Origin of the sequence: Janthinobacterium sp. HH106, assembly GCF_001758725.1 — a bacterium.
GTDB lineage: Bacteria > Pseudomonadota > Gammaproteobacteria > Burkholderiales > Burkholderiaceae_D > Janthinobacterium.
Map to the genome: position 1 here is coordinate 1 of NZ_LRIC01000073.1, position 25,943 is coordinate 25,943.

At 58.1% G+C, this 25,943-nt stretch carries 39 protein-coding genes and 1 pseudogene; 38 read left to right on the forward strand and 2 right to left on the reverse strand.

Going from position 1 to position 25,943, the window contains the following annotated elements; genetic code table 11:
• From JAB8_RS28405 to JAB8_RS26670, 3 genes and pseudogenes are all read left to right on the forward strand, one after another.
• A pseudogene (locus JAB8_RS28405) lies at positions 1-107 on the forward strand (elongation factor Tu); the annotation flags it as partial.
• A gap of 179 nt (positions 108-286) precedes the next feature.
• Positions 287-604, forward strand: a complete 318-nt coding sequence (rpsJ, locus tag JAB8_RS26665) for a 30S ribosomal protein S10 (protein WP_010394389.1) — start codon at positions 287-289, stop codon at positions 602-604.
• A 143-nt stretch (positions 605-747) separates the two neighbouring features.
• The gene (locus JAB8_RS26670) at positions 748-1,593 is read left to right on the forward strand and encodes a DUF817 domain-containing protein (protein ID WP_070221709.1); all 846 of its coding nucleotides are present in this window, start codon (positions 748-750) and stop codon (positions 1,591-1,593) included.
• 17 nt (positions 1,594-1,610) lie between these two features.
• Here JAB8_RS26670 and JAB8_RS26675 read toward each other — a convergent pair whose 3' ends face one another.
• A complete protein-coding gene (locus tag JAB8_RS26675) occupies positions 1,611-2,156 on the reverse strand; it encodes a tetratricopeptide repeat protein (protein ID WP_070292325.1) in 546 nt (181 codons plus the stop codon).
• A gap of 176 nt (positions 2,157-2,332) precedes the next feature.
• Between JAB8_RS26675 and creB the strand changes: the two genes are divergently transcribed.
• From creB to dsbD, 33 genes are all read left to right on the forward strand, one after another.
• Positions 2,333-3,064: a two-component system response regulator CreB gene (gene creB / locus JAB8_RS26680; RefSeq protein ID WP_070292463.1), complete on the forward strand. Its 732-nt coding sequence runs from the start codon at positions 2,333-2,335 to the stop codon at positions 3,062-3,064.
• Positions 3,061-4,482, forward strand: a complete 1,422-nt coding sequence (creC, locus tag JAB8_RS26685; RefSeq protein WP_070292326.1) for a two-component system sensor histidine kinase CreC — start codon at positions 3,061-3,063, stop codon at positions 4,480-4,482. The genes creB and creC overlap by 4 nt, the downstream gene beginning before the upstream one ends.
• 97 nt (positions 4,483-4,579) lie before the next feature.
• Positions 4,580-5,971 carry a cell envelope integrity protein CreD gene (gene creD / locus JAB8_RS26690; protein ID WP_070292327.1) on the forward strand — a complete coding sequence of 464 codons (1,392 nt, stop codon included), beginning with the start codon at positions 4,580-4,582 and terminating at the stop codon, positions 5,969-5,971.
• A 243-nt stretch (positions 5,972-6,214) separates the two neighbouring features.
• Positions 6,215-6,403: a hypothetical protein gene (locus JAB8_RS26695; protein WP_070221705.1), complete on the forward strand. Its 189-nt coding sequence runs from the start codon at positions 6,215-6,217 to the stop codon at positions 6,401-6,403.
• 325 nt (positions 6,404-6,728) lie between these two features.
• Positions 6,729-7,385, forward strand: coding sequence for a 50S ribosomal protein L3 (gene rplC, locus JAB8_RS26700; RefSeq protein ID WP_010394393.1), 657 nt, complete (start codon positions 6,729-6,731; stop codon positions 7,383-7,385).
• 3 nt (positions 7,386-7,388) lie between these two features.
• Positions 7,389-8,009 carry a 50S ribosomal protein L4 gene (rplD, locus tag JAB8_RS26705; RefSeq protein WP_034753197.1) on the forward strand — a complete coding sequence of 207 codons (621 nt, stop codon included), beginning with the start codon at positions 7,389-7,391 and terminating at the stop codon, positions 8,007-8,009.
• A complete protein-coding gene (gene rplW / locus JAB8_RS26710) occupies positions 8,006-8,323 on the forward strand; it encodes a 50S ribosomal protein L23 (RefSeq protein WP_010394398.1) in 318 nt (105 codons plus the stop codon). The genes rplD and rplW overlap by 4 nt, the downstream gene beginning before the upstream one ends.
• Positions 8,323-9,150, forward strand: a complete 828-nt coding sequence (gene rplB, locus JAB8_RS26715; RefSeq protein ID WP_034753198.1) for a 50S ribosomal protein L2 — start codon at positions 8,323-8,325, stop codon at positions 9,148-9,150. Before rplW ends, rplB begins: the two co-directional genes overlap by 1 nt.
• 10 nt (positions 9,151-9,160) lie before the next feature.
• The gene (gene rpsS, locus JAB8_RS26720) at positions 9,161-9,436 is read left to right on the forward strand and encodes a 30S ribosomal protein S19 (protein ID WP_008444295.1); all 276 of its coding nucleotides are present in this window, start codon (positions 9,161-9,163) and stop codon (positions 9,434-9,436) included.
• Positions 9,433-9,765 (forward strand): 50S ribosomal protein L22, encoded by a 333-nt coding sequence (rplV, locus tag JAB8_RS26725; RefSeq protein ID WP_170840583.1) that lies wholly within the window; start codon positions 9,433-9,435, stop codon positions 9,763-9,765. The genes rpsS and rplV overlap by 4 nt, the downstream gene beginning before the upstream one ends.
• 9 nt (positions 9,766-9,774) lie before the next feature.
• Positions 9,775-10,599: a 30S ribosomal protein S3 gene (rpsC, locus tag JAB8_RS26730; RefSeq protein WP_034753199.1), complete on the forward strand. Its 825-nt coding sequence runs from the start codon at positions 9,775-9,777 to the stop codon at positions 10,597-10,599.
• Between the two features lie 2 nt (positions 10,600-10,601).
• Entirely contained in the window at positions 10,602-11,021 is a 420-nt protein-coding gene (rplP, locus tag JAB8_RS26735) for a 50S ribosomal protein L16 (RefSeq protein ID WP_034753201.1), read from the forward strand.
• A gap of 12 nt (positions 11,022-11,033) precedes the next feature.
• Positions 11,034-11,225 (forward strand): 50S ribosomal protein L29, encoded by a 192-nt coding sequence (rpmC, locus tag JAB8_RS26740; RefSeq protein WP_010394412.1) that lies wholly within the window; start codon positions 11,034-11,036, stop codon positions 11,223-11,225.
• Positions 11,222-11,494 carry a 30S ribosomal protein S17 gene (gene rpsQ / locus JAB8_RS26745; RefSeq protein ID WP_010394415.1) on the forward strand — a complete coding sequence of 91 codons (273 nt, stop codon included), beginning with the start codon at positions 11,222-11,224 and terminating at the stop codon, positions 11,492-11,494. The genes rpmC and rpsQ overlap by 4 nt, the downstream gene beginning before the upstream one ends.
• 253 nt (positions 11,495-11,747) lie before the next feature.
• Positions 11,748-12,116 carry a 50S ribosomal protein L14 gene (gene rplN / locus JAB8_RS26750; protein ID WP_008444317.1) on the forward strand — a complete coding sequence of 123 codons (369 nt, stop codon included), beginning with the start codon at positions 11,748-11,750 and terminating at the stop codon, positions 12,114-12,116.
• Between the two features lie 9 nt (positions 12,117-12,125).
• A complete protein-coding gene (rplX, locus tag JAB8_RS26755) occupies positions 12,126-12,440 on the forward strand; it encodes a 50S ribosomal protein L24 (protein WP_034753204.1) in 315 nt (104 codons plus the stop codon).
• A 6-nt stretch (positions 12,441-12,446) separates the two neighbouring features.
• The gene (gene rplE, locus JAB8_RS26760; RefSeq protein ID WP_010394421.1) at positions 12,447-12,986 is read left to right on the forward strand and encodes a 50S ribosomal protein L5; all 540 of its coding nucleotides are present in this window, start codon (positions 12,447-12,449) and stop codon (positions 12,984-12,986) included.
• 2 nt (positions 12,987-12,988) lie between these two features.
• Positions 12,989-13,294 carry a 30S ribosomal protein S14 gene (gene rpsN, locus JAB8_RS26765; RefSeq protein ID WP_010394423.1) on the forward strand — a complete coding sequence of 102 codons (306 nt, stop codon included), beginning with the start codon at positions 12,989-12,991 and terminating at the stop codon, positions 13,292-13,294.
• A 14-nt stretch (positions 13,295-13,308) separates the two neighbouring features.
• A complete protein-coding gene (rpsH, locus tag JAB8_RS26770) occupies positions 13,309-13,704 on the forward strand; it encodes a 30S ribosomal protein S8 (protein ID WP_034753208.1) in 396 nt (131 codons plus the stop codon).
• 10 nt (positions 13,705-13,714) lie between these two features.
• A complete protein-coding gene (rplF, locus tag JAB8_RS26775; protein ID WP_065310145.1) occupies positions 13,715-14,248 on the forward strand; it encodes a 50S ribosomal protein L6 in 534 nt (177 codons plus the stop codon).
• A 13-nt stretch (positions 14,249-14,261) separates the two neighbouring features.
• Complete coding sequence (gene rplR / locus JAB8_RS26780; RefSeq protein ID WP_010394431.1) at positions 14,262-14,624, forward strand: 50S ribosomal protein L18; 363 nt, start codon at positions 14,262-14,264, stop codon at positions 14,622-14,624.
• 9 nt (positions 14,625-14,633) lie between these two features.
• The gene (gene rpsE / locus JAB8_RS26785; RefSeq protein ID WP_010394433.1) at positions 14,634-15,152 is read left to right on the forward strand and encodes a 30S ribosomal protein S5; all 519 of its coding nucleotides are present in this window, start codon (positions 14,634-14,636) and stop codon (positions 15,150-15,152) included.
• A 10-nt stretch (positions 15,153-15,162) separates the two neighbouring features.
• Positions 15,163-15,342: a 50S ribosomal protein L30 gene (gene rpmD / locus JAB8_RS28410; RefSeq protein ID WP_010394435.1), complete on the forward strand. Its 180-nt coding sequence runs from the start codon at positions 15,163-15,165 to the stop codon at positions 15,340-15,342.
• A 30-nt stretch (positions 15,343-15,372) separates the two neighbouring features.
• Complete coding sequence (gene rplO, locus JAB8_RS26790) at positions 15,373-15,804, forward strand: 50S ribosomal protein L15 (protein ID WP_034753211.1); 432 nt, start codon at positions 15,373-15,375, stop codon at positions 15,802-15,804.
• A gap of 32 nt (positions 15,805-15,836) precedes the next feature.
• Positions 15,837-17,171, forward strand: a complete 1,335-nt coding sequence (gene secY / locus JAB8_RS26795) for a preprotein translocase subunit SecY (protein ID WP_010394438.1) — start codon at positions 15,837-15,839, stop codon at positions 17,169-17,171.
• Positions 17,172-17,189: 18 nt separating this feature from the next.
• Positions 17,190-17,408, forward strand: coding sequence for a translation initiation factor IF-1 (gene infA / locus JAB8_RS26800; protein ID WP_005663428.1), 219 nt, complete (start codon positions 17,190-17,192; stop codon positions 17,406-17,408).
• Between the two features lie 42 nt (positions 17,409-17,450).
• Positions 17,451-17,564, forward strand: a complete 114-nt coding sequence (gene rpmJ, locus JAB8_RS28415; RefSeq protein ID WP_010394471.1) for a 50S ribosomal protein L36 — start codon at positions 17,451-17,453, stop codon at positions 17,562-17,564.
• 14 nt (positions 17,565-17,578) lie between these two features.
• Positions 17,579-17,944 carry a 30S ribosomal protein S13 gene (rpsM, locus tag JAB8_RS28420; protein WP_046681666.1) on the forward strand — a complete coding sequence of 122 codons (366 nt, stop codon included), beginning with the start codon at positions 17,579-17,581 and terminating at the stop codon, positions 17,942-17,944.
• A 17-nt stretch (positions 17,945-17,961) separates the two neighbouring features.
• Positions 17,962-18,366 (forward strand): 30S ribosomal protein S11, encoded by a 405-nt coding sequence (gene rpsK, locus JAB8_RS26810; RefSeq protein WP_010394475.1) that lies wholly within the window; start codon positions 17,962-17,964, stop codon positions 18,364-18,366.
• 258 nt (positions 18,367-18,624) lie between these two features.
• A complete protein-coding gene (rpsD, locus tag JAB8_RS26815) occupies positions 18,625-19,248 on the forward strand; it encodes a 30S ribosomal protein S4 (RefSeq protein ID WP_010394478.1) in 624 nt (207 codons plus the stop codon).
• 111 nt (positions 19,249-19,359) lie between these two features.
• Positions 19,360-20,337, forward strand: coding sequence for a DNA-directed RNA polymerase subunit alpha (gene rpoA / locus JAB8_RS26820; RefSeq protein WP_008444343.1), 978 nt, complete (start codon positions 19,360-19,362; stop codon positions 20,335-20,337).
• A gap of 133 nt (positions 20,338-20,470) precedes the next feature.
• On the forward strand, positions 20,471-20,863 hold the full coding sequence (gene rplQ / locus JAB8_RS26825) for a 50S ribosomal protein L17 (RefSeq protein ID WP_034753219.1): 393 nt from the start codon (positions 20,471-20,473) through the stop codon (positions 20,861-20,863).
• 158 nt (positions 20,864-21,021) lie between these two features.
• Positions 21,022-22,971 (forward strand): protein-disulfide reductase DsbD, encoded by a 1,950-nt coding sequence (gene dsbD, locus JAB8_RS26830; RefSeq protein WP_083287958.1) that lies wholly within the window; start codon positions 21,022-21,024, stop codon positions 22,969-22,971.
• A gap of 103 nt (positions 22,972-23,074) precedes the next feature.
• Here dsbD and JAB8_RS26835 read toward each other — a convergent pair whose 3' ends face one another.
• Positions 23,075-23,608, reverse strand: coding sequence for a Spy/CpxP family protein refolding chaperone (locus tag JAB8_RS26835; RefSeq protein WP_175445264.1), 534 nt, complete (start codon positions 23,606-23,608; stop codon positions 23,075-23,077).
• A 186-nt stretch (positions 23,609-23,794) separates the two neighbouring features.
• Between JAB8_RS26835 and JAB8_RS26840 the strand changes: the two genes are divergently transcribed.
• Together JAB8_RS26840 and JAB8_RS26845 are read left to right on the forward strand one after the other, a co-directional pair.
• Entirely contained in the window at positions 23,795-24,523 is a 729-nt protein-coding gene (locus JAB8_RS26840) for a response regulator (RefSeq protein WP_034753223.1), read from the forward strand.
• Positions 24,520-25,878, forward strand: a complete 1,359-nt coding sequence (locus JAB8_RS26845; protein ID WP_070292329.1) for an ATP-binding protein — start codon at positions 24,520-24,522, stop codon at positions 25,876-25,878. The genes JAB8_RS26840 and JAB8_RS26845 overlap by 4 nt, the downstream gene beginning before the upstream one ends.
• Positions 25,879-25,943: the final 65 nt, after the last annotated feature.

Here is a 25,943-nt window from a genome sequence, read left to right on the forward strand (position 1 = left end):
CCGTCAAGCTGATCAACCCGATCGCGATGGAAGAAGGTCTGCGCTTCGCTATCCGCGAAGGCGGCCGTACCGTCGGCGCTGGTGTTGTTGCAAAAATCATCGCTTAATTATTGAGCGAATATAAAAGAAGACGCGTCGTCGCCCGGCGCCCTTCTTTTTATTCAACTGCCGGGGTTGGCAAGCATTTTGGTGCTATCATGTCGACCCTGACGGTTGTTGCGTCAGAAATTCCCGTATGACCTCATTGCCGTGCAAACCGCGCGGTTCGTTCTTTTAAGGAAATATCATGTCGGCACCAAACCAAAAAATCCGTATCCGCCTGAAGGCTTTCGATTACAAGCTGATCGACCAGTCCGCTCTGGAAATCGTTGAGACCGCGAAGCGCACCGGCGCTGTCGTCAAAGGCCCAGTACCACTGCCTACCCGTATTCAGCGTTTCGATGTGCTGCGTTCCCCGCACGTCAACAAAACTTCGCGCGATCAGTTCGAGATCCGTACGCACCAACGCCTGATGGACATCGTTGACCCAACGGACAAAACCGTTGACGCGCTGATGAAGCTGGACCTGCCAGCTGGTGTTGATGTCGAAATCAAACTGCAATAATCGTTTTTAAGAAGGCTGGCGGGGTATCCCGCCGCCTGAGATGGGGCCGGGCCTGCTCACGATCGTGAGTGCGCCCGGCCCCATTGCTTTTGTGCCGTGCAAAACCACTTTACAGTGCCGCGCCCGCCCGATAAAGTTGCCGCATGCTCAACGCCCTCGATACCCACCTGCTCAATGCAACTCCCCGTCAGCGCCTGCGCGGCTGGCCGCGCTTCCTGACCGAATTTTTGTATTTCGGCATCAAGGAGGCGAGGTCATGCCTGTTTGTGGGACTGTTTTTTGCTGCCGTGTTCCTGGTGCCGCGCGCCGGCCTGTTCGGCCTGCCGCGCTATGACGTGCTGCTGCTGGTAGCGCTGGCGATCCAGGGCGCGATGGTCTGGAGCGGGCTGGAAACGTGGGATGAATTGAAAGCCATCTGCCTGTTTCATGCGGTCGGCTTCGCGCTGGAGGTGTTCAAGGTGTCGGGGACGATACAGTCGTGGAGCTATCCCGACTTTGCCTACACCAAGGTGTTTGGCGTTCCCCTGTTTTCCGGCTTCATGTATGCGGCCGTGGGCAGCTACATCATCCAGACCTGGCGCCTGCTCGACATGCGGATCCGCCACCATCCGCCGTACTGGATGGCGGTGCTGATCGCGCTGCTGATCTACGCTAACTTCTTTACCCACCACTACATCGGCGACTATCGCTGGTACCTGGCCGCCTGTGCGCTGGGCTTGTATGCGCGCACCACCGTGGTGTTCCGCCCGCTCGACCGCGACCGCAGCATGCCCCTGCTGCTCGGTTTCGTGCTGGTCGGCTTCTTCATCTGGCTGGCCGAAAACATCAGCACCTTCTGGGGCGTGTGGCGCTATCCGAACCAGCTTGGCGCGTGGTCGGTGGTGCACGTCAGCAAATGGAGCTCATGGTCGCTGCTGGTGGTGATGACGTTCACCATCGTGGCCCACCTCAAGCACATCAAGGCCAGCATCCACGTGGCCCAGCCTTAGGCGCAGGCAGTCGCTTATTACAGGCTGGCCGCCACCGCCTCGAAGCGCGCGCCCAGCGCTGCTTGCGGGCCGCCCTGCAGCTGTTTGGCGTACTGGCGCAGCACTTCCGCCGAATACGTGCGCGAGCCGGGCGACAGCTTCGGCAGCAGCGGCAGCACGCGTTCCAGATAGCCCGTGCCTTCCTGCCATTTGCCTTGCGCGGCCAGGGCCGACGCCAGTTCCACCATGCGGCGGCCGACGCGCGCATCGCTGCGCGGCTGCGCCGCCTCCTCCGTGGCCAGGGCTTGCCGGTACAGTTGCTCCGCTTCGGCATTCTTGCCCTGCAAGCGCTTGATGCGGCCCAGGTTGGACTGGCGCTGCGAGACGATGTCCGCGCCGGCCCCGGCCTGCTCGGCGCTGCGCAGCGCCTGTACGCAAGCCAGTTCCGCTTCGCCAAACTGGCCCTTGCGTTCGGCCGCGTTACAGGCATCTTGTTGTGCGTTGGAGGTGGCGAGTGTCGCTGGCGCCGCGCAGGCGGCCAGCAGGCTGACAGCGCATAGCAGGCTGATGGTATGGGTCTTCATAGTCTCCTCGGACGGGTGTCAAACACGGTGTATCGGCGGAGTCATGCCGTAATAAATATACTCCAAGTTTTTTGGGGCGGGTGGCTTTTCGCCGGCGCACGCGATGGACGCCGGATTGACGCCGCTTGCATGCTTCAGGGATACTCCGGGCTTGTCCACTAATGCGTGCCGCCGCCATGTCCAAGACTGTCCTGATCGTGGAAGATGAACAGGCGATTGCCGACAGCATCGCCTATGCCCTGCGCACGGACGGCTTTACGCCGCGCCATGTGATGTTGGGCGAGCACGCCCTGGCCGCGCTGCGCCCCATGTCCGGCGAAGACGCTCAGACGCCTGTTCTCGTGGTGCTCGACGTGGGCTTGCCTGACATGAGCGGGCTGGAAGTATGCCGCCGGCTGCGCCAGTTTTCCGAGGTGCCCGTGATCTTCCTGACGGCCCGCAGCGACGAGATCGACCGTATCGTCGGCCTGGAAATCGGCGCCGACGATTACGTCACCAAACCGTTTTCGCCGCGCGAACTGGTGGCGCGCATCCGCGTCATCCTGCGCCGCGCAGGCGTCGCCCAGGCGCCGCGCGAGGCGGGCATGACGATAGCTGCGCCTGTCGTCGCGACCGCGCCGGCGCGCTTCGAGTTGCGCGCGCTCGAGGCGCGGGTACTGTTTCACGGCCAGCCGCTGGACCTGACCCGCTATGAATACCTGTTGCTGAAAACCCTGCTCGCGCATCCGGGCCACGTGCTGTCGCGCGCGCAGCTGATGGAGCGCGTGTGGAGCGGGGCGCCCGACACGCTCGAGCGCACGGTCGATGCGCATGTCAAATCGCTGCGCGCCAAGCTGCGCGCCGTCGATGCGCAGGCCGATCCCATCCACACCCACCGTGGCCTCGGCTACAGCCTGGCCGGCGCATGAAGATCGGCCTGCGCATTCTGCTCGGCTACTTCCTGATCGTCGGACTGGCCGCGTGGTTCCTGCTGAATGTCTTCATGGAGCAGGTCAAGCCGGGCGTGCGCTCGACCCTGGAAGACACCCTGGTCGACACCTCGCAGCTTCTGGCCAGCCTGGTGGCGCCCGACGTGAAGGCGGGCACGCTGGCGCAGTCGCCCGTGGCCGCGCGCATGCAGGATTACGCGCGCCATGGCGTGGACGTCAATATCAATGGCGTGCGCAAGCGCACGCTCGATTACCGCATCACCATCACGGACCGGCACGGCATTGTGCTGTTCGATTCCAGCGGGCGCGACGTGGGGCGCGACTATTCGCGCTGGAATGACGTGTATCTGACCTTGCAGGGCAAGTATGGCGCGCGCAGCACGCGCAGCCGGCCCGACGACGAGATGTCGACCGTGATGCACGTGGCCGCGCCGATTCGCGACGGCAATGAGGTCATCGGCGTGCTGACGGTGGCCAAGCCGAACGCCAGCGTGCAAGCGTTTGTCGAGCGCAGCCAGCGCAAGATCCTGCAGCGCGGTGCCGTGCTGTTGCTGCTGTCGCTGCTGATCGGCCTGGCGTTCGCGTGGTGGCTGCACCATGCGCTGGGCAAGCTGATGACCTATATCGGCGATGTGGAAGCGGGGCGCAAGGTGGCGCTGCCGGCGCTGGGCACGAACGAGATCGGCACCCTGGGACGGGCGCTGGAAGCGATGCGCACGCGCCTGGAAGGCAAGGAATACGTGGAGCAGCTGATGCATACGCTGACGCATGAATTGAAAAGCCCGATCGCCGCCATCCAGGCCTCGGCCGAGTTGCTGCAGGAAGACATGCCGCCGGCCGAGCGGCGCCAGTTCCTTGCCAGTATCCTCGAGCAGAACGCGCGCCAGCGGCAATTGATCGACAAGCTGCTGGCCCTCGTGCGCGTGGAGAAGCAGCAGCGCCTCGACCACCCCGAGCGCATCGCGCTGGGGCCCCTGCTCGCGCAAGTGGCGCAGGATGCGGCCGCCACGCTGGCGGCGCGCGGCGTGCGCCTGCAGCTTCAGGCGGACGAGGCGAGTGTGGACGGCGATGCCTTGCTGCTGCGCCAGGCGCTGGGCAATCTGCTCGACAACGCGGCCGGCTTTGCGCCGCCGGGCAGCTGCATCGATGTGACGGCGCATCGCCAGGGCACGCACGTGGAAATCGCCGTGCGCGACCGCGGCGCAGGCATCCCCGCGTATGCGCTGGAGCGCGTCTTCGAGCGTTTCTACTCTCTGCCGCGCCCGAGCACTGGCAAGAGCACGGGCCTGGGCCTGCCCTTCGTGCGCGAGGTCGCTTCCTTGCACGGCGGCACGGTCGAGGTGCTCAATCATGCGGACGGTGGCGCCTGCGCGCGCCTGTGCCTGCCGCTGGCCTAGCACACTCTTAGCGCATTTTATTTGCCCGCTTCACACGGACTGCATCGTCAGCGCATACAGCTTTTTTACACTGGCCGCCTTACTTCAAGGATGCGCCATGCAAAAAACTCTGTTAGTCAAAGCGTTGATCGTGTTCGGCCTGATGCTGATAATCGGCCTGCCTTTGCTGATGATTCAGGAAACGATCAAGGAGCGGATGGAATTCCGCCAGGAAGCCGTCAACAGCATCGCCGCCGATTCGGTGCGCGAACAAACCATCATCGGCCCCATCCTGGTGATTCCCTACACGGAGCAGTATGAAGAGCGCGTGGAGGTGGCCAAGGGCGATGACAAGGAAGCGAAATCGGCGGTGCGCACGGAGTTGTTGCGCCGCACGGTGCAGCGCCGTCTGCTTGTCTACCCGAACAATTTACTGCTCAACGGTAACATCGACACGGACCGCCGCTACCGCGGCATCCACCAGGTGCTGGTCTACAGCGGCCAGCACGCGTTCAAGGGCGACTTCACGGTGCCTGCCGGCAGCCAGCTGCCGCGCAAGTCGCCGGATTCGCGCGTGACCCTGGGTGCGCCGTTCGTGGCCCTGTCCATCGAGGACGTGCGCGGTATCCGTAATATTCCGAAAATCGACTGGGGCGGCCAGAAGATCGAGTTCGAGCAGGGCACCGACCTGTTTGCCTTCCGCAGCGGCCTGCATGCGCCGCTGGGCGCCATGCCTTTGACGGCACCGCAGCAGGTGCACTTCAGTTTTGATCTGGGCCTCGACGGCATCGAACGCCAGCACTTCGTGCCGGTGGCGAAAAACAGTCAGATCAGCATCAAGTCGAACTGGCCGCATCCGCAGTTTGGCGGGCGCTTCCTGCCGTCGCCGAAATTCCGCCAGATCAACGCCGATGGCTTTCAGGTCGAGTGGAGCATCTCCTCGCTGGCCACCAATGCGCAAACGCAGCTGAGCACGATCGAGGGCGAGTTCAAGGTGCCCGACAGTGCGCCGCTGGGCCAGATCGACCGCTTCAGCGTGGGCTTCATCGAGCCGGTGAACGTGTATTCGCAATCGGACCGGGCCACCAAATATGGCTTGCTGTTCGTGGCGCTGACCTTTGCCGCCTTCTTCATCTTTGAAATCCTGAAAAGCCTGCCGATCCACCCGGTGCAGTACCTGCTGGTGGGCCTGTCGCTGGTGATCTTCTTCCTGCTGCTGGTGGGCCTGGCGGAACACATCGCCTTCCTGGCCGCCTACCTGATCGCCAGCGCCGCCTGTATCGTGCTGACCAGCTTTTATCTGGTGCACGTGCTGCACAACGCCTGGCGCGGGATCGGCTTCGGCGTGGGGCTGACCATGCTATATGGCGCCCTGTATGGCTTGCTGAGCTCGGAAAACAATGCGCTGGTGATGGGCAGCATCCTGCTGTTTGCCGTGCTGGCCGCCATCATGGTGGCGACGCGCAAGGTGGACTGGTATCAGATTGGCAAAGGAGCGCCGCAAGAGTAAGACTTACCTGGGCGCCATGCGCCACCTTGCAGCCAGCTCGGACAGTGATATGCCCGGGCTGGCTTTTGCATTTTGCGCGGGGAAAGAACTGCAGCATTAATTGGTAGTTGGTTGGTATTGTTTGCGGTATGCTATTGGCATTGCTTTTTAGGGAATGGCGGGCGCCGTGGCGTCTGCCCGGGGCGGTGCGAGGATGGCGTGGCGTCCTGGTTGTTTGTCCATCCGATAAAACGGAGATGCAATATGATCAAGAAGACGATGGTTTTTCTGTTTGCGTTGGGCCTGAGCGCCTCGTACGCGTTTGCCGCCGGCGACGTCACGCAGTGCTATAGCGAGTGCGGGCAAAAAGTGGCGAATTGCCGGGCGCACCTCGGCGGCAGCCCGATCTGCGAGGACCTGTACGAACATTGCCTGATCAACTGCCAGCAATAAGCTTTTCCGGGTGCCACGCCCAGGATGAGTGGAGCAGGGCGCGCATGCCATGGCGCGCCCTGTGTCTTTCTGCCATCGCCCGCAAGGGCGCATGCCGCCGTGCTTTGCGCCTGTTAAATTGCCTTGCGGCAGCGTTTTTCAGGGGTGCCGACAACTCCCGCAGGGGCGTCGCGCAACACTTTGACATACCTCGTGTTAACTTGTTGCGTCAAGGGTTTTTGTGCTATATACTAGCCGGCTTCGGTATGGATTCGTCTTTTTTGAGTCCTACGTTACTTTGTAGTTAAACAAGCCCCGCCCAATCGCAGGTGGGAATGGAGAAAAAATGAGCCTAGGCCTTCTCGGTCGCAAGGTTGGTATGATGCGCATTTTCACGGATGAAGGGGATTCGATCCCGGTCACCGTGTTGGACGTATCGAACAACCGTGTTGCGCAAATCAAAACCCCTGAAACAGATGGCTACTCCGCTGTTCAGGTCGCATTCGGTCAACGTCGCGCTTCCCGCGTGACCAAAGCTGTTGCTGGTCATCACGCTAAAGCTGGCGTTGAAGCCGGTACTCTGTTGAAAGAGTTCCGTGTCGACGCTGCCAAAGCCGCTGAACTGAAAGCTGGCGATGTTGTCGCTGCTTCCCTGTTCGAAGTCGGTCAAAAGATCGACGTGCAAGGCGTTACCATCGGTAAAGGCTATGCAGGCGTTATCAAACGTTACCACTTCGCTTCTGGCCGTGCAACGCACGGTAACTCGCGTTCGCACAACGTTCCAGGTTCCATCGGTATGGCACAAGATCCAGGTCGCGTTTTCCCTGGTAAGCGCATGACCGGTCATCTGGGTGACGTTAACCGTACGATCCAGAACCTCGTGATCGCCCGTATCGATGCCGACCGTCAGCTGCTGCTGGTCAAAGGCGCGATTCCAGGTGCGAAAAATGGCCAGGTAGTTGTCTCGCCAGCCATCAAAACCAAAGCCAAGAAGGGAGCTTAAACGATGGAACTCAAGCTTCTGAATGCGCAAGGTCAAGCCGCCTCGAACGTTGCTGCAGCCGATACGATTTTCGGCCGTGACTACAATGAAGCGCTGATCCACCAAGTCGTCATCGCTTATCAAGCGAATGCACGTAGTGGTAACCGCAAGCAAAAAGATCGTGAAGAAGTTCACCACACGACGAAAAAGCCATGGCGCCAAAAAGGTACCGGCCGCGCTCGTGCTGGTATGTCGTCGTCGCCACTGTGGCGCGGCGGTGGTCGGATTTTCCCGAACTCGCCTGACGAAAACTTCACCCACAAAGTGAACAAAAAGATGTATCGCGCAGGTATCTGCTCGATCCTGTCGCAGCTGGCTCGCGAAGAGCGCCTGATCGTCATCGACGATCTGACGATCGACGCGCCAAAAACCAAGCTGCTGTCGCAAAAATTGAACGGCCTGGGCTTTGATTCGGTTCTGATCATCACCGACGTTCTGAACGAAAACCTGGAACTGGCATCGCGCAACCTGCCTAACGTACTCGTCGTTGAGCCACGTCACGCAGACCCGATGTCCCTGGTGTTCTACAAGAAGATCCTGGTCACCAAAGCTGCATTGGCCAAGATTGAGGAGATGCTGGCATGAGCGCGATTTTGAAACATAGCGAAGAACGCTTGATGAAGGTGCTGTTGGCGCCCGTGATTTCCGAAAAGGCCACCATGGTCGCGGAAAAGAACGAGCAAATTGTATTCCGCGTACTGCCGGATGCAACCAAGCCTGAAATCAAGGCAGCGGTCGAACTGCTGTTCAAGGTTGAAGTTCTGTCCGTGCAAACTGCAAACCGCGAAGGTAAGCAAAAGCGCACCGGCAAGTTCAACGGTCGTCGTAACCATACCAAGCGTGCTTTCGTGTGCCTGAAGCCTGGCCAGGAAATCAACTTCTCCGAGGAGGCTGCATAATGGCACTCGTTAAGATGAAACCAACCTCGCCAGGCCGTCGCGGCATGGTGAAGGTGGTGAATGCCGACCTGTACAAAGGTCGTCCGTTCGCTGCCCTGGTTGAAAAGAAATCCAAGACCGCTGGTCGTAACAACAACGGTCACATCACCACCCGTCATATCGGTGGTGGTCATAAGCAACACTACCGCTTGATCGACTTCAAGCGCACCAAAGATGGTATTCCAGCGAAAGTGGAACGTATCGAATACGATCCAAACCGCACCGCGAATATCGCTCTGTTGTGCTACGCCGACGGCGAACGTCACTACATCATCGCAACCAAAGGCATGGCCGTTGGCGACAGCGTGATGAACGGTTCGGAAGCACCGATCAAATCGGGTAACTGCTTGCCAATCCGTAACATCCCAGTCGGTACCGTGATGCATTGCGTTGAAATGCTGCCAGGTAAAGGTGCCCAAATGGCACGTACCGCCGGCGCTGGCGTTGTGCTGATGGCACGTGAAGGTACCTACGCTCAAGTGCGTCTGCGCTCGGGTGAAGTACGTCGCGTGCACATCGAGTGCCGTGCAACGGTTGGTGAAGTCGGCAATGCCGAGCATAGCCTGCGTAAAATCGGTAAAGCTGGTGCGATGCGCTGGCGCGGTGTTCGTCCTACCGTTCGCGGTGTGGTCATGAACCCGGTCGATCACCCGCACGGTGGTGGTGAAGGTAAAACAGCAGCTGGTCGTCATCCAGTTTCGCCATGGGGCCAACAGACCAAGGGTAAGAAGACACGCAGCAACAAGCGTACTACTTCCATGATCGTCTCGCGCCGCGGCAAGAAATAAGGGGTAGCACATGACACGTTCATTGAAAAAAGGGCCGTTCTGTGACGCCCACCTGGTGAAAAAAGTTGAAGCCGCACAAGCAGCCAAAGACAAAAAGCCAATCAAAACCTGGTCGCGTCGTTCGACAATCATGCCTGACTTCATCGGCCTGACGATCGCGGTGCATAACGGCAAGCTGCACGTGCCGGTTTATGTTTCCGAAAACATGGTTGGTCACAAGCTCGGCGAATTCGCACTGACCCGTACGTTCAAGGGCCATGCAGCTGACAAAAAGGCTAAGAAATAATGGAAACTAAAGCTATCCTCAAAGGTGTGCGCCTGTCGGACCAAAAGGGCCGCCTGGTTGCTGACCTGATCCGTGGCAAGAAAGTTGACGCTGCACTCAACATCTTGCAATTCAGCCCGAAAAAAGGTGCTGCGATCATCAAACGCGTTCTGGAATCCGCTATTGCGAATGCCGAGCACAATGATGGCGCGGACATCGACGAATTGTTCGTGAAAACGATCTACGTCGAAAAGGGCCCGGTCCTGAAGCGCTTCACCGCGCGTGCAAAAGGCCGTGGCGACCGTATTTCGAAACAATCCTGTCACGTTTACGTGACTGTCGGTAACTAAGGAGCCACGATGGGTCAGAAAATTCATCCAACCGGTTTCCGTCTGGCGGTCACCCGTAACTGGGCTTCGCGCTGGTATGCAGGCAACGGTAATTTCGCTGCCATGCTGAACGAAGACTTGAAAGCACGTGCTTACCTGAAAAAGAAACTGAAGAACGCTTCCGTTGGCCGCATCGTTATCGAGCGCCCAGCCAAGAACGCGCGCTTCACGATCTACAGCTCGCGTCCAGGCGTGGTCATTGGTAAAAAAGGCGAAGACATCGAAGTACTGAAGTCCGCGCTGACCAAGATCATGGGCGTGCCTGTTCACGTGAACATCGAAGAAATTCGCAAGCCAGAAATCGACTCGCAACTGATCGCCGATTCGATCGCTCAGCAGCTGGAAAAACGGATCATGTTCCGCCGCGCCATGAAGCGTGCAATGCAAAATGCAATGCGCCTGGGTGCTCTCGGTATCAAGATCATGTCGTCCGGCCGTCTGAACGGTATCGAAATCGCGCGTAAAGAGTGGTACCGCGAAGGCCGCGTGCCTCTGCATACCCTGCGCGCCGATATCGACTACGGTACCAGCGAAGCGTCGACCACCTACGGCATCATCGGTGTCAAGGTGTGGGTATACAAAGGTGACCGCGCGCCTAACGGCGATGCACCAGTCATCGATACCCCAGCTGACGAGAAGAAAAGCCGCGGCCCACGCCGTGACGATGGCAAGCCAGCTGGCCGTCCACGTCCAGCCGGTGCCGGTGCGAAACCATCCACAGCACCAGGTGCACGTGTGCGTACCGCCGCTAAACCGGCCGCCGCAGCAGCACCAGCTGAGAAAGCAGGAGAATAATCATGCTGCAACCAGCACGCAGAAAGTATCGTAAAGAGCAGAAAGGCCGTAACACCGGTATTTCGCACAGCCGCGGCACCGCCGTGTCGTTTGGCGAATTCGGTCTGAAGGCAGTTGCGCGCGGTCGTATCACTGCGCGTCAAATTGAAGCGGCGCGTCGTGCAATGACGCGTCACATCAAGCGCGGTGGCCGTATCTGGATCCGTATTTTCCCGGACAAACCGATTTCGAACAAACCGGCTGAAGTCCGTATGGGTAACGGTAAAGGTAATCCTGAGTACTACGTCGCTGAAATTCAGCCAGGCAAAGTACTGTACGAAATGGATGGCGTTGATGAAGCGCTGGCACGGGAAGCATTCCGTCTTGCCGCCGCTAAACTGCCACTGGCGACGACGTTTGTCATCCGCCAAGTCGGCCAATAATTGGAGTTGTATATGAAAGCATCTGAACTCCGCGGCAAGGACCAGCCAGCTCTGCAAAAAGAGCTGAATGACCTGTTGAAGGCACAGTTCGGCCTGCGCATGCAAATCGCTACGCAGCAGCTGAGCAACACTTCGCAGCTCAAGAAGGTACGCCGCGATATCGCGCGTGTGAAGACGGTAATGAATCTGAAGGAAGCCAAATGAACGAACCAGTGAAACAGTCGCTCAAGCGCACGCTGATCGGTAAAGTGGTTTCGGACAAGATGGACAAGACCGTTACCGTTCTGATCGAGCGCCACGTAAAACATCCTTTGTATGGCAAGATCATCATGCGCTCGAACAAGTATCACGCGCATGACGAGACCAACCAAGTCAAGGCCGGTGACACGGTCGAGATCCAGGAAGGTCGCCCGATCTCCAAAACGAAGGCATGGACGGTGACACGTGTGGTTCAAGCCGCACCAACCGTTTAAATAAAAACCACCGTTTCGGCGGTGGCTTTTAATTAGTACTTGCAGGCCCGCAAATTGTATGTAATACTTGCGGGCTTCGTTCATGTAACGCCGCAAAGTGTCTGGCCACAGACAGTAGCATTCGCGGTCAGTTGATGTATGAAGGTCATGCACCCAAACAGTGAAGCCCAGCAGGGCGGCTCTGGCGGGACCAAGACTGACCGTGGGTCTACATTGTGTGGATTCTTCGGCTTAAGTTGGGAAAGAGAATACTATGATTCAAACTGAAAGCCGGCTCGAAGTGGCTGACAATACCGGTGCCAAAGAAGTAATGTGCATCAAGGTATTGGGCGGCTCCAAGCGCCGTTATGCTGGCATTGGCGATGTGATCAAGGTAACCGTTAAGGTTGCTGCGCCACGTGGCCGTGTCAAAAAAGGTGAAATTTATAACGCCGTGGTTGTGCGCACCGCTAAAGGTGTTCGCCGCCAAGACGGTTCCCTGGTGAAGTTCGACGGCAACGCCGCCGTTCTGTTGAACGCCAAGCTGGAACCGATCGGTACCCGTATTTTTGGACCTGTCACGCGCGAACTGCGCACTGAGAAGTTCATGAAAATCGTGTCCCTGGCACCGGAAGTCCTGTAAGGAGTCGTAATGGATAAGATTCGTAAAAACGACGAAGTCATCGTTCTGACCGGGAAAGACAAGGGCAAACGTGGTGTGGTACAGCAGCGTATCGATGCTGAACATATCGTGGTTGACGGCATTAACATCGCTAAAAAAGCGACTAAGCCAAACCCGATGACTGGCGTAACTGGTGGTATCGTCGATAAGACCATGCCAATTCACGTGTCCAACGTTGCATTGTTTAATGCAGCGACTGGCAAGGCAGATCGCGTGGGTTTCAAAGAAGTGGACGGCAAGAAAGTTCGCATCTTTAAATCCTCCGGCGAAGTAGTGAAGGCTTAAGAAATCATGGCACGTCTCCAAGAATTCTATAAAGAAAAAGTCGTTGCCGACCTGACCAGCAAGTTTGGTTACAAGTCGGTAATGGAAGTTCCACGCCTGACCAAGATCACCCTGAACATGGGTGTTGGTGAGGCTATCGCGGATAAAAAAGTTCTCGAGCACGCAGTTGCTGACTTGACCAAGATCGCCGGCCAGAAGCCAGTGACCACCAAGTCCCGCAAAGCGATCGCAGGCTTCAAAATCCGTGAAGGTTACCCGATCGGTACGATGGTCACCCTGCGCGGCGCTCGCATGTACGAGTTCCTGGATCGCTTCATTACCGTGGCTCTGCCGCGCGTACGCGATTTCCGTGGTGTGAACGGCCGTGCATTTGATGGTCGTGGCAACTACAACATCGGTGTCAAGGAACAGATCATTTTCCCTGAAATCGAATACGACAAGATTGACGCGTTGCGCGGTATGAATATCAGCATCACGACAACCGCTAAGACCGATGACGAAGCCAAAGCTTTGCTCGCCGCCTTTAAATTCCCTTTCAGGAACTGATCATGGCCAAACTGTCACTGATTAATCGTGAGATCAAGCGTGCTGACCTGGTGGCGAAATTCGCCCCTAAGCGCGAAGCTCTCAAGGCCATCGTCGATGACCAATCGAAATCGGAAGAAGAGCGCTACGAAGCTCGCCTGAAATTGCAGGCGCTGCCACGTAACTCGAACCCGACGCGTCAACGTAACCGTTGCGCCATCACTGGTCGTCCGCGCGGCACATTCCGTAAATTCGGTCTGGGTCGTATCAAGCTCCGTGAATTCGCCATGCGTGGTGAAATTCCGGGTATGACAAAAGCAAGCTGGTAATAGGAGAATATGCAATGAGTATGAGCGATCCTATCGCCGATATGCTGACCCGCATTCGCAATGCACAAGGCGTGCAAAAGACGACCGTGGCCATGCCATCGTCGAAAGTCAAAATTGCGATTGCCAGCGTCCTGAAGGACGAGGGTTACATTGAAGATTTCGCTGTTGCCGAAGCTGGTGGCAAAGCGGAACTGAAAATCGGTTTGAAGTATTATGTTGGCCGTCCCGTCATTGAGCGCTTGGAGCGCGTGTCCCGTCCGGGTCTGCGCGTCTACAAGGGTAAAGACGAGATCCCTGTTGTGATGAATGGCTTGGGTGTGGCGATCGTGTCGACTCCGCAAGGCGTCATGACTGACCGCAAAGCACGCGCTACCGGTGTCGGCGGCGAAGTTATTTGCTACGTGGCTTAAGGAGTTACACATGTCTCGAGTAGCTAAAATGCCTATCGTAGTGCCAGCTGGCGCCGAAGTCGCCATCTCCGCACAAGCGATCACCGTAAAAGGCCCGCTGGGCGTACTTTCCCAGGCCCTCACCGGCCAGGTCAAAGTGGAAAACAATGCAGGAACCCTGAGTTTCGACGTGGCGAACGACAGCCGCGAAGCCAATGCCATGTCCGGCACGCTGCGCGCACTGGTCAACAACATGGTTGTTGGCGTCACCAAGGGTTTCGAGAAAAAGCTGAACCTGGTAGGCGTGGGTTACAAGGCGCAAGCTCAAGGCGACAAGTTGAATCTGTCCCTGGGTTTCTCGCACCCTGTAGTGCATGACATGCCAGCTGGCGTTACCTGCGCAACACCAACCCCGACCGAGATCCTGATTAAAGGTATCGACCGTCAACAGGTTGGCCAGGTAGCCGCTGAAGTTCGTGCTTACCGCTCCCCTGAGCCTTACAAGGGCAAGGGCGTTCGCTATGCGGACGAAGTGGTTAAGCTTAAAGAAACCAAGAAGAAGTAATTAGGGGCTGACGATGGATAAGAAAGAATCACGGCTTCGCCGCGGACGCCAAACCCGCATCAAGATTGCGGAATTGAAAGTAAATCGCTTGTCGGTGCATCGCACCAACCTGCACATTTACGCCAACCTGATCAGCCCGGACGCTAAAGTCCTGGTTTCGGCCTCGACGGCTGAAGCGGAAGTTCGCGCTGAACTGGCAGGCCAATCCGGCAAAGGCGGCAATGCCGCTGCTGCAGCCTTGATCGGCAAGCGCGTCGCTGAAAAAGCGTTGAAAGCAGGGATTACCGAAGTTGCGTTTGACCGCTCCGGTTTCCGTTACCACGGCCGTGTGAAAGCGTTGGCAGAAGCCGCACGCGAAGCCGGTCTGAAGTTCTAAGGATCAATCATGGCAAAAATGCAAGCAAAAATGCAAAGCGACAAGCCGGATGATGGCATGCGCGAAAAAATGATCGCGATCAACCGCGTGACCAAAGTGGTCAAGGGTGGTCGTATCATGGGTTTCGCCGCGCTGACCGTAGTTGGTGATGGCGATGGCCGCGTCGGCATGGGCAAGGGCAAATCGAAAGAAGTGCCAGTTGGCGTGCAGAAGGCAATGGAAGAAGCCCGTCGCAACCTGATCAAAGTACCGCTCAAAAACGGCACCTTGCATCACACGGTTGTTGGTCGTCACGGCGCCTCCAAGGTCCTGATGAACCCAGCTAAGCCTGGTACTGGCGTTATCGCTGGTGGCGCAATGCGCGCTATCTTCGAAGTGATGGGCGTGACGGACGTGGTGGCGAAATCCACCGGTTCGAACAACCCATACAACCTGGTACGCGCTACGCTGGACGGCCTGTCGAAAATGAGCACTGCTTCCGATATCGCTGCCAAACGCGGCAAGTCGGTCGAAGACATTCTGGCTTAAGGTGGACAAAATGACAAACACAGTCAAAGTGCAATTGGTCAAGGGCTTGATCGGTACGCGCGAATCGCATCGCGCTACCGTGCGCGGTCTGGGTCTGCGTCGTGTAAATTCGGTTTCCGAATTGCAAGACACCCCATCCGTACGCGGCATGATCAATAAAGTATCGTATCTCGTTAAAGTTGTCGGGTAAGCCTTCGGGCTTACACGAACGGAGCAAATCATGGAATTGAATACTATTGCACCAGCCGAAGGCGCTAAGCACTACAAGCGTCGCGTCGGTCGCGGTATCGGCTCCGGCCTGGGTAAAACCTCGGGTCGTGGTCACAAAGGTCAGAAATCGCGTTCGGGCGGCTTTCATAAAGTCGGTTTCGAAGGCGGTCAGATGCCTCTGCAACGCCGTCTGCCTAAGCGCGGTTTCAAATCGATGCACGCAACCTTCAAAGCTGAAGTGCGCCTGTCCGATCTGAACAACCTGGCTGTTGGCGATGTCGACATTCTGGTCTTGAAGCAAGCTGGCGTTCTGGGCGTGTTGGCCCGTGACGTGCGCGTGATCTTGTCCGGCGAAATCACCAAAGCGGTGAATTTGAAGGGCTTGAAAGTGTCCGCTGGCGCGAAAGCCGCCATCGAAGCAGCCGGCGGCTCGGTAGCCTGAGTTGACCGCTAACAGCTTGATCGGAGCGAAAATTGGCGACTAATCCACAACTTGCTAAAAGTGCAGCGGCCGGTTTCCCTTGGGGACGGCTCTGGTTTTTGCTTGGCGCATTGGTGGTTTATCGTATCGGTGCTCACGTCCCGGTTCCCGGGATTGACCCGACACAATTAGCCTCGCTGTTCAAGGAGCACGAAGGCGGCGTCCTGGGCATGTTCAACATGTTCTCGGGCGGTGCCTTGTCTCGTTTTACAGTGTTTGCGCTGGGTATCATGCCTTATATCTCGGCCTCGATCATCATGCAATTGCTGTCGATCGTGTCACCGCAGATGGAAGCGTTGAAAAAAGAAGGCGAAGCAGGTCGTCGCAAGATCACCCAGTACACCCGGTATTTCACGGTTGCCCTGGCACTGTTCCAAGCGTTAGGCATTGCAGTCGCACTGGAGTCGCAAGCTGGTCTGGTGTTGGAACCTGGTCTTGCATTCCGCTTCGTGACGGTCGTCACTTTGTTGACCGGAACAATGTTTTTGATGTGGTTGGGTGAGCAAATTACCGAGCGTGGCTTGGGGAATGGCATCTCGATCATCATTTTTGCCGGGATTGCAGCAGGTCTGCCGTCGGCGTTGGGTGGCTTGTTCACTCAGGTGTCGAATGGTTCGATCGGCAGCTTCAGCGCGATTTTCATCGTGATTCTGGTAGCACTGGTAACGTACTTCGTTGTATTCGTTGAACGTGGTCAGCGCAAAATATTGGTCAATTACGCGAAGCGCCAGGTAGGCAACAAGATTTATGGCGGTCAAACCAGCCATTTGCCGTTGAAGCTGAACATGGCCGGCGTGATCCCGCCGATCTTTGCTTCTTCGATCATCTTGTTCCCGGCCACTATCGTGGACTGGTTTTCAAAGGGCGCCGACAACGCTAACCCTGCGGTGCGGTTCTTGAAAGATTTGGCAGCATCGATGGGGCCTGGTGAGCCTATCCATGCGCTGTTGTACGCAGTGGCGATCGTGTTTTTCTGTTTCTTCTATACAGCGCTGGTATTTAACAGCAAGGAAACAGCGGATAACTTGAAGAAAAGCGGTGCGTTCATTCCCGGGATCCGTCCAGGCGAGCAGACAGCCCGTTACATCGACAAGATCCTGACACGCTTGACACTTGCCGGCGCAGTCTACATCACCCTGGTGTGTTTATTGCCGGAATTTATGCAAGCCCAGTGGAAAGTACCATTCTATTTCGGCGGTACTTCTTTATTGATTATTGTAGTTGTCACCATGGATTTCATGGCGCAAGTACAGAACTACGTGATGTCGCAGCAATATGATTCACTGCTGCGCAAAGCAAATTTCAAGGGCGGAATTCCGACGCGTTAAGCGCGGTAAACATACCGAATGGCAAAAGACGACGTCATACAGATGCAGGGCGAGATTCTTGAGAATCTCCCAAATGCAACATTTCGAGTGAAGCTGGAGAACGGACACGTGGTGCTCGGGCATATTTCAGGTAAAATGCGGATGAACTATATTCGCATTCTCCCTGGAGACAAGGTGACGGTGGAGTTAACGCCGTACGACCTGAGCCGAGCCCGCATTGTGTTCCGTACCAAGTAACACACTGAATCAAACCAAAGAAGCGAAAGAAAGAGCCCCAAAATGAAAGTTCTCGCATCAGTCAAGCGGATCTGCCGCAACTGCAAGATCATCAAGCGCAAAGGCGTAGTCCGCGTAATCTGCGTGGAACCACGTCACAAGCAGCGTCAAGGTTAATCGAGGAATAACAAATGGCACGTATTGCAGGGGTTAATATCCCAAATCATCAGCATACCGTTATCGGCCTGACGGCCATCTACGGTGTGGGCCGTCCACGCGCAGAGAAAATCTGTGCATCGACCGGTGTAGCAACCAACAAAAAGATCAAAGATCTGGATGACAGCGAACTGGAAAAGCTGCGCGATGAAGTAGGTAAATTCATCGTCGAAGGCGATCTGCGTCGTGAACTGTCCATGAACATCAAGCGTTTGATGGATCTGGGTTGCTACCGCGGCATGCGTCATCGTAAGGGTCTGCCTTGCCGTGGCCAGCGTACGCGTACGAACGCACGTACCCGCAAGGGACCGCGTAAAGCCGCTCAATCGCTGAAAAAATAATCCGCTAGGGAATAATTATGGCTAAGTCGCAAAATAACGCCGCATCAGCACGCGTGCGTAAAAAAGTTAAAAAGAACGTCGCTGAAGGCATCGCACATGTCCACGCATCGTTCAATAACACCATCATTACCATCACCGATCGTCAAGGCAATGCCTTGTCGTGGGCTACCTCCGGCGGTGCAGGCTTCAAGGGTTCGCGCAAATCGACCCCGTTCGCAGCGCAGGTCGCCGCGGAAGCCGCTGGTAAAGTGGCTGTTGAGTGTGGCGTCAAGAACCTGGAAGTACGTATCAAGGGCCCAGGTCCTGGTCGTGAATCCGCCGTTCGCGCGCTGAACAACCTGGGCATCAAGATCACCGAGATCCAGGACGTGACGCCGGTACCGCACAACGGTTGCCGTCCACCGAAACGTCGTCGTATCTAAGATAGTGTTGCAGAGGGCGCTTCGGCGCCAGCTGCTTTGCTGTCTGTTGTAACTCAGTACAGTTGTGTGAAAACGCTGGAGCAGGGAGCCGGAAACGGTTATACTGCCCGGCTGTTCTTGCCTGTCAAATTCTGTTTGACGGGTTTTTCGTTTTCAGCCACCGTCTGATTGAAACCAAATCAGACTAGCGCCTAACCGCATCAGTGTGTTTGATCATGCATGTGGCTGGGGCGTTATCATTTAAAAAAAGGAAGTATCGTGGCACGTTATATCGGACCTAAAGCAAAACTTTCCCGCCGTGAAGGTACAGACCTGTTCCTGAAGAGCGCCCGTCGCTCGCTGGACAGCAAGTGCAAACTGGACGTCAAGCCAGGCCAGCACGGTGTCAAATCCGGCGCCCGCACCTCGGACTACGGTAACCAACTGCGCGAAAAGCAAAAAGTCAAGCGCATGTACGGCGTGCTGGAACGTCAATTCCGCCGCTACTTCGCTGAAGCAGACCGTCGTAAAGGCAACACCGGCGAAACGCTGTTGAAGTTGCTGGAAACGCGTCTGGACAACGTTTGCTACCGCATGGGCTTTGGCTCGACCCGCGCTGAAGCGCGTCAATTGGTCAGCCACAAAGCGTTCACCGTGAACGGTATCGTTGTGAACATCGCTTCGTACGCAGTCAAGGTTGGCGACATCGTTGCTGTTCGTGAAAAATCGAAAAAGCAAGTGCGTATCGTTGAAGCACTGTCGCTGGCTGAACAAGTTGGTATGCCTAGCTGGGTTTCGGTTGATGCCAAGAAAATGGAAGGTACCTTCAAGTCCCTGCCAGAGCGTAACGAAATCGCTAACGACGTCAACGAATCGCTGATCGTCGAGCTGTACTCGCGTTAATAGTAGTCAGTAGCAAGATCTCCGCCCACTTTGCTTTTGTAAAGTGGGCGTTTCACTAATGCCATCAGCCTTATCGGTGTAATGAGCCGAGGGTATTGAAAAGGACATTTCATGCAAAACAGTTTGTTGAAGCCACGTATTATCGATGTTGAAGCTCTCGGTGCAGGTCACGCCAAGGTCGTGATGGAACCGTTCGAGCGCGGCTATGGCCACACATTGGGTAACGCGTTGCGCCGCGTTCTGCTGTCGTCGATGGTAGGCTACGCGCCGACCGAAGTGACGATCGCTGGCGTCGTCCACGAATATTCCTCCCTCGATGGCGTGCAAGAAGACGTCGTCGATCTGTTGCTGAACTTGAAGGGTGTGGTTTTCAAAGTCCACAACCGCGATTCGGTAACCCTGACCCTGAAAAAAGAAGGCGAAGGCGCGATCCTGGCCTCCGACATCGACCTGCCGCATGACGTCGAACTGATCAACCCTGACCACGTGATCGCCCACCTGACCGCTGGTGGCAAGCTGGACATGCAGATCAAGGTTGAAAAAGGCCGCGGCTACGTTCCTGGTAACGTGCGTCGCCTGTCGGAAGACACGAACAAGACCATCGGCCGCATCATTCTCGATGCATCGTTCTCGCCAGTGCGCCGTGTATCGTACTTCGTTGAATCGGCCCGCGTTGAACAGCGTACCGACCTGGACAAGCTGATCATCAACATCGAAACCAACGGCGTGATCTCGCCGGAAGAAGCGATCCGCCAGTCGGCCCGCGTCCTGGTGGACCAGTTGAATGTGTTCGCTGCCCTGGAAGGCACGGAAGCTGCCGCCGAAGCGCCATCGCGCGCTCCGCTGGTCGATCCTATCCTGTTGCGTCCAGTCGACGACCTGGAGTTGACCGTGCGTTCGGCAAACTGCCTGAAAGCGGAAAACATCTACTACATCGGCGACCTTATCCAACGTTCGGAAAACGAACTGCTGAAAACGCCAAATCTGGGCCGCAAGTCCCTGAACGAAATCAAGGAAGTGCTGGCATCGCGCGGCTTGACCTTGGGCATGAAGCTGGAAAACTGGCCGCCTGCCGGCCTGGAAAAGTAATTCGTAGTTGTAGCAAACTGCCTGGGACAGGTGTCCCAGGCTTTTATTTTGTAGTACCAAACCGGCCCGCGATGAAGCTTCTGCCTCATTGATCGAAGAGCTGGAATTTAAACACTCACCGAAAGGATTTATCATGCGTCACGGTCACGGCCTCCGTAAACTGAATCGTACCTCGTCCCACCGTCTGGCAATGCTGCGCAACATGACAGTATCGCTGCTGCGTCACGAAGCGATCAAAACCACCCTGCCAAAAGCAAAAGAACTGCGCCGCGTTGTCGAGCCAATTCTGACCCTGGGCAAAACCGACTCCCTGGCAAACAAGCGTCTGGCCTTCAACCGCCTGCGCGACCGTGAAATGGTCGTCAAACTGTTCGCTGAACTGGGCCCACGTTTCGCCAACCGTAACGGTGGTTATGTGCGTATCCTGAAAATGGGCTTCCGCGTCGGCGATAACGCTCCTATGGCGTTCGTTGAACTGATGGATCGTCCAGATACGACCGAAGCAGTTGAAGTTGCTGGCGAGTAATCCCAGTAATTGCATCTGAGAAAGCCAGGCCTAGCCTGGCTTTTTTGTTTTCTGCTGCAGCTATCCTTTCAGCGGTGTACTATTCTTCTTTCGCGCCGGCCCGGCACAAGCGCTGCCTGCTCCGCGCGTCCTCTGTCGAATGGTCGAAAAGGTAGTTCATGTCCCGTTTCCCCTCCAGCGCCTCCGCGCGCGCCGCTCCATTACATCAATTGCTGATCTGGCTTGCCGCCTGTTTACTGCTGGCCATGGCCGTCTTCGGCGCCAGTCATGCCCGCGCTGACGATGAGTTCCTCGATCCGGAACTGGCGTTCAAGTTTTCCGCCCGCATGCAGGATCCGTCCACCATCGCCGTCACCTACGTGATCGCCGACGGCTACTATATGTACCACGAGCGCTTCAAGTTCGAGGCCGTGGGCGCCAAGCTGGGCACGCCCGTGTATCCGGCTGGCAAGGTCAAGTTTGACGACACCTTCCAGAAGAATGTGGAAACCTTCCGCAAGACCCTGACCATCACCATTCCCGTTGTGGCGGCCGGCGCGTTCACCCTGAAGGCGACAGGCCAGGGCTGCTCCGACAAGGGCCTGTGCTATGCGCCGCAGGATGCGACAGCCCAGCTGGTGGGCGGGGGCGGCGGCCAGAGCGTGGCGCCCGGCGCCGGCCTGCCGTCGAAATTCGCCTTGCCCGCCGCGCCCGTAGTCGACACGGCTGCCATCAACGGTCCGCAGGCGCAGGCGTCGCCCGGTGTGTCCGTGCTGAGCATTCCCCAGGCCGATATCACCAGCACGTCCGAGCCGGTAGCGGCGGCGCCCGTGGCGGCAAGCGCCGCGCCCGCGCAAAGCGAGATGGGCAAGATCGAGGCGGCCCTGAAGGGCGGCAAGCTGCTCGTCATCGTGCCCCTGTTCATGCTGCTGGGCCTGGGGCTGGCGTTTACGCCGTGCGTGCTGCCGATGGTGCCGATTTTGTCGTCGATCATCATCGGCGATGGCGCCAAGGTCAGCCGCTCACGCGGCTTGCTGCTGTCGCTGACCTACGCGCTGGGCATGGCCATCGTCTACACGGCGCTGGGCGTGGCGGCTGGCCTGGCGGGCGAAGGCCTGGCGGCGCAACTGCAAAACCCGTGGGTGCTGGGCTTCTTTGCCTTGCTGATGGCGGGCCTGGCCTTGTCGATGTTCGGTTTTTATGAGCTGCAAGTGCCGGCTTTCCTGCAAGGCAAGCTGACGAGCGTATCGAACCAGCAATCGTCGGGCCGCCTGGCGGGCGTGTTCGTCATGGGCGCCATTTCCGCGCTGATCGTGGGGCCCTGCGTGGCCGCGCCGCTGGCCGGCGCCTTGCTGTACATCAGCCAGACGCGCGACGTCGTCATCGGCGGCAGCGCCCTGTTTGCCATGGCCGTGGGCATGAGCGTGCCGCTGCTGCTGGTGGGTGTGTCGGCCGGCACCTTGCTGCCGCGCGCCGGCGCGTGGATGGATGCCGTCAAACGCTTCTTTGGCGTGCTGCAGCTGGGCGTGGCCTGGTGGCTGGTCTCGCCCGTGCTGCCGGGTGCCGTGCAAATGCTGGGCTGGACGGTCTTGTTCGTCGGCTACGGCATGTATCTGCTGGTGGGCAAGAGCGGCGCGCAACACGCCTGGCTGGCCAAGGCCTTCGGCCTCGTATTTGCCGTGCTGGGCGCGATGCAGCTGGTCGGCGTGGCCAGCGGTGGCCGCGATCCGCTGGCGCCGCTGGCACACCTCGGCGGTGGCCAGGTGCACGCACAACCGTTTACGCGGGTAAAGACCGTGGCGCAGCTCGATGCGGCACTGGCGCAGCTGGGTGGCAAGCCGGCCTTGCTGGACTTTTATGCGGACTGGTGCGTGTCGTGCATCGAGATGGAAAAGCTGACCTTCGTCGACCCCGCCGTGCGCGCGAAGATGGGGCAAGCCGTGCTGCTGCAGGTGGACGTGACGGCCAATGACGCGGACGACAAGGCCATGCTGAAACGTTTTCAGCTGTTCGGCCCGCCGGGCATCATCATGTTCAACCCGCAGGGGCAGGAAATCGCCCAGTCGCGCGTGATCGGCTTCCAGAACGCTGCCACCTTCCTGACTTCGTTGCGCAAGCTCGAGCCGTAGGGGGGGCAGGTCGGGTTAGCCCGTCAGGGCGTAACCCGACGCCACCGCATACGTCAACCATGTTGTCGGATGACGCGGCGTTGCCGCTAATCCGACCTACGATTTACCCTGCTTTCGGATGCTGCTGCATGCCATGGTGGCCACCGCGATGGCCGCCGTGCCGGCCGGCCGGCACGCTGTCATCAAACACTTTCTTTTGCTCCGGCGTCAGCACGGCGTAGAAAGTCTTCAGTGCAGCCAGGCGGCTTTCCTGGTCTGCAATGCGTTCCTTCGACATGGCGATCCATTGTTCCATGCGTTCCGGCGCCGACAGCTTGGCCATCGCTTCGTGCCTGGCTTTCCAGTCGCCCATCGGTTTTTTCGGCGCATTGGCGGCCGTGAACGTGGCCCAGGCCGGTTCCTGGGCGGCCGTCAGCTTCAGCTTGTCATGCAGGCGGCCCTGGTACTTGGCCATGCGCTCGGCCGGGTTGCCATCGCGGTGCTGGCCGCGCTGGCCTTCATGTTGCATCTTGGTGCTGGCCGCAGGCGCGCTGGCGGCCGCTTCCTGGGCGTGGACGGTCAGCGATGCCGCACCCATGCCGAGTACGCTCATGGCGATGATCAAATTCTTGCGCAAGGTTGTCATTGAGGCGTTCATCTGGATTCCTTTGTAAAAGTGAGGGATGTACATGTTGCTGCACATGAATCCATGTTGGACGCCCCATGTTTCCCCGAAGTGTCCGCTGCCAGACAGTTTGTATCTATATGTTTCTTCGGGTCTTCTATATACAAGACGATACAAATGCGTTGTGCAAGGGTGGGGGAAGTGGGGATAATTCGTACCATGGAACCCACTTCTACAATTCTCATCGTCGACGACGACCGCGATATCCGCAGCTTGCTGGCGGACTACCTGGAAACGAACGCCTACCGCACCCTGGGCGCGGCGGATGGCACGGCCATGTGGAAAATCCTCGATGAAACGCGGCCCGATTTGATCGTGCTCGACTTGAACCTGCCCGGCGACGACGGCCTGACCCTGTGCCGCAAGCTGCGCGCCCAATCGACGGTGCCGGTGATCATGTTGACGGCGCGCAATGAGCCGCTGGACCGTATCCTGGGCCTGGAGATGGGCGCCGACGATTACTTGCCGAAACCGTTCGAGCCGCGCGAATTGCTGGCGCGCATACGCAGTGTCTTGCGCCGCAGCCATGCCATGCCGTCGAACGTACCGTCGGACAAGGCGCAGCAAATCCGCTTTTCCGGCTGGACCCTCGACTTGACGGCGCGCCACCTGCTCAATCCCAGCGGCCTGGTAATCATGCTGTCGGGCGCGGAATTTCGCTTGCTGCGCGTGTTCCTCGAGCACCCGAACCGCGTGCTCAACCGCGACCAGCTGCTGAACCTGACGCAGGGCCGCGACGCGGACCCGTTCGACCGCTCGATCGATATCCAGATCAGCCGCCTGCGGCAAAAGCTCGGTGAAGATGCCCGCTTGCCGCAAATCATCAAGACCGTGCGCAACGGCGGCTACGTGCTGGCCGGCCAGGTCAATGTGGAGCCGCACGCGTGAAGGCCTTCCTGGGATCGATGACGGGCCGTGTCTTTATGTTTTTGCTGATCGGCATCGTCGCTTCGGCCGCGCTGACGCAGTGGCTGGCCGTGGGCGAACGCCAGCGCGCCATCGAGCAATACCGCGACTACCACGCCGTCGAGCGGGCCGAGCAGCTGGTGATGGCGGCCGACGTGGTGCCGCTGGCCTCGCGCGCCGCGTACCTGAAGGTGGCCAACAAGGGCAGCGTACGCCTGGAATTGCGTCCCGACGTCGAGCATGTGCCGGGCAAGCCGACGGAATTTTCCTCCGCCCTGCAAGCCAAATTGGGCGAAGGCTTCAAGGTCAGCGCGCTGGCCGAACGCCCGGAAGCCTGTGTCAAGCCGCGCCAGTCGCCGGGCATGTTTTCCGCCAAGCCATGGGGCGGTACCTGCGAAAACCTCGACGTGCGCATGCAGGATGGCCACGTGTTGCGCCTGATGGTCTTGCCGCCGCGCCAGCAGCCGCCGTTCAATGAACATAACGACTGGATGACTCTGCTGCCTTTCCTGATCAGCATCGCCATCCTCGCCTACCTGGTCACGCGCATGACCATGCGCCCGCTCAAGCAACTGGCGCAGGCGGCAAAAGACCTCGGTAACGACATCAACCATCCGCCGCTGACCCTGTCGGGCGCCAGCGAGATCCGCCAGGCCAGCGCCGCCTTCAATGCCATGCAGGCGCGTATCCGTCAGCATATTTCCCAGCGTACACAGATGCTCGCTGCCATCACGCACGACTTGCAGACGCCGCTGACGCGCTTGCGCCTGCGCCTGGAAAAAGTGGCCGATACGGAATTGTATGACCGTCTGGTGGGCGACCTGTCGGCCATGCAGAGCATGGTCAAGGAGGGGCTGGACCTGGCCCGTTCGATGGATAGCACGGAAGCGATGCAGGCGCTCGATCTCGATTCGCTGTTGGATAGCGTCTGCTCCGACGCGGCCGATGCGGGCCAGAATGTGACCCTGGCCGGGCAGGCCGGCATGGCCTTGATGGCGCGCCCGATCGCCATGCGGCGCTGCCTGGTGAACCTGATCGACAATGCCGTCAAATATGGCCAGTACGCGCAGGTGACCGTCGAGCGCATCGCCGGTGCGGCACGCATCCGCATCCGCGATGGCGGGCCGGGGATTGCGCCAGATCAGCTGGCCAAGGTGTTCGAACCGTTTTACCGCATCGAGACCTCGCGTTCGCGCGAATCGGGCGGTACGGGCCTGGGCCTGACCATCGCGCGCAATATCGCCGAGCAGCACGGCGCCACGGTTTTGCTGGCCAATCACGTCGACGGTGGACTGGAAGTCACCCTCATCGTGCCAGAGTATTACGCAGGAAAGTGATCATTTCCGTGCGACAATATTGTGCTTTAGGCTCCCTGGCACCTACATTCAACCTGCAGCCCCGC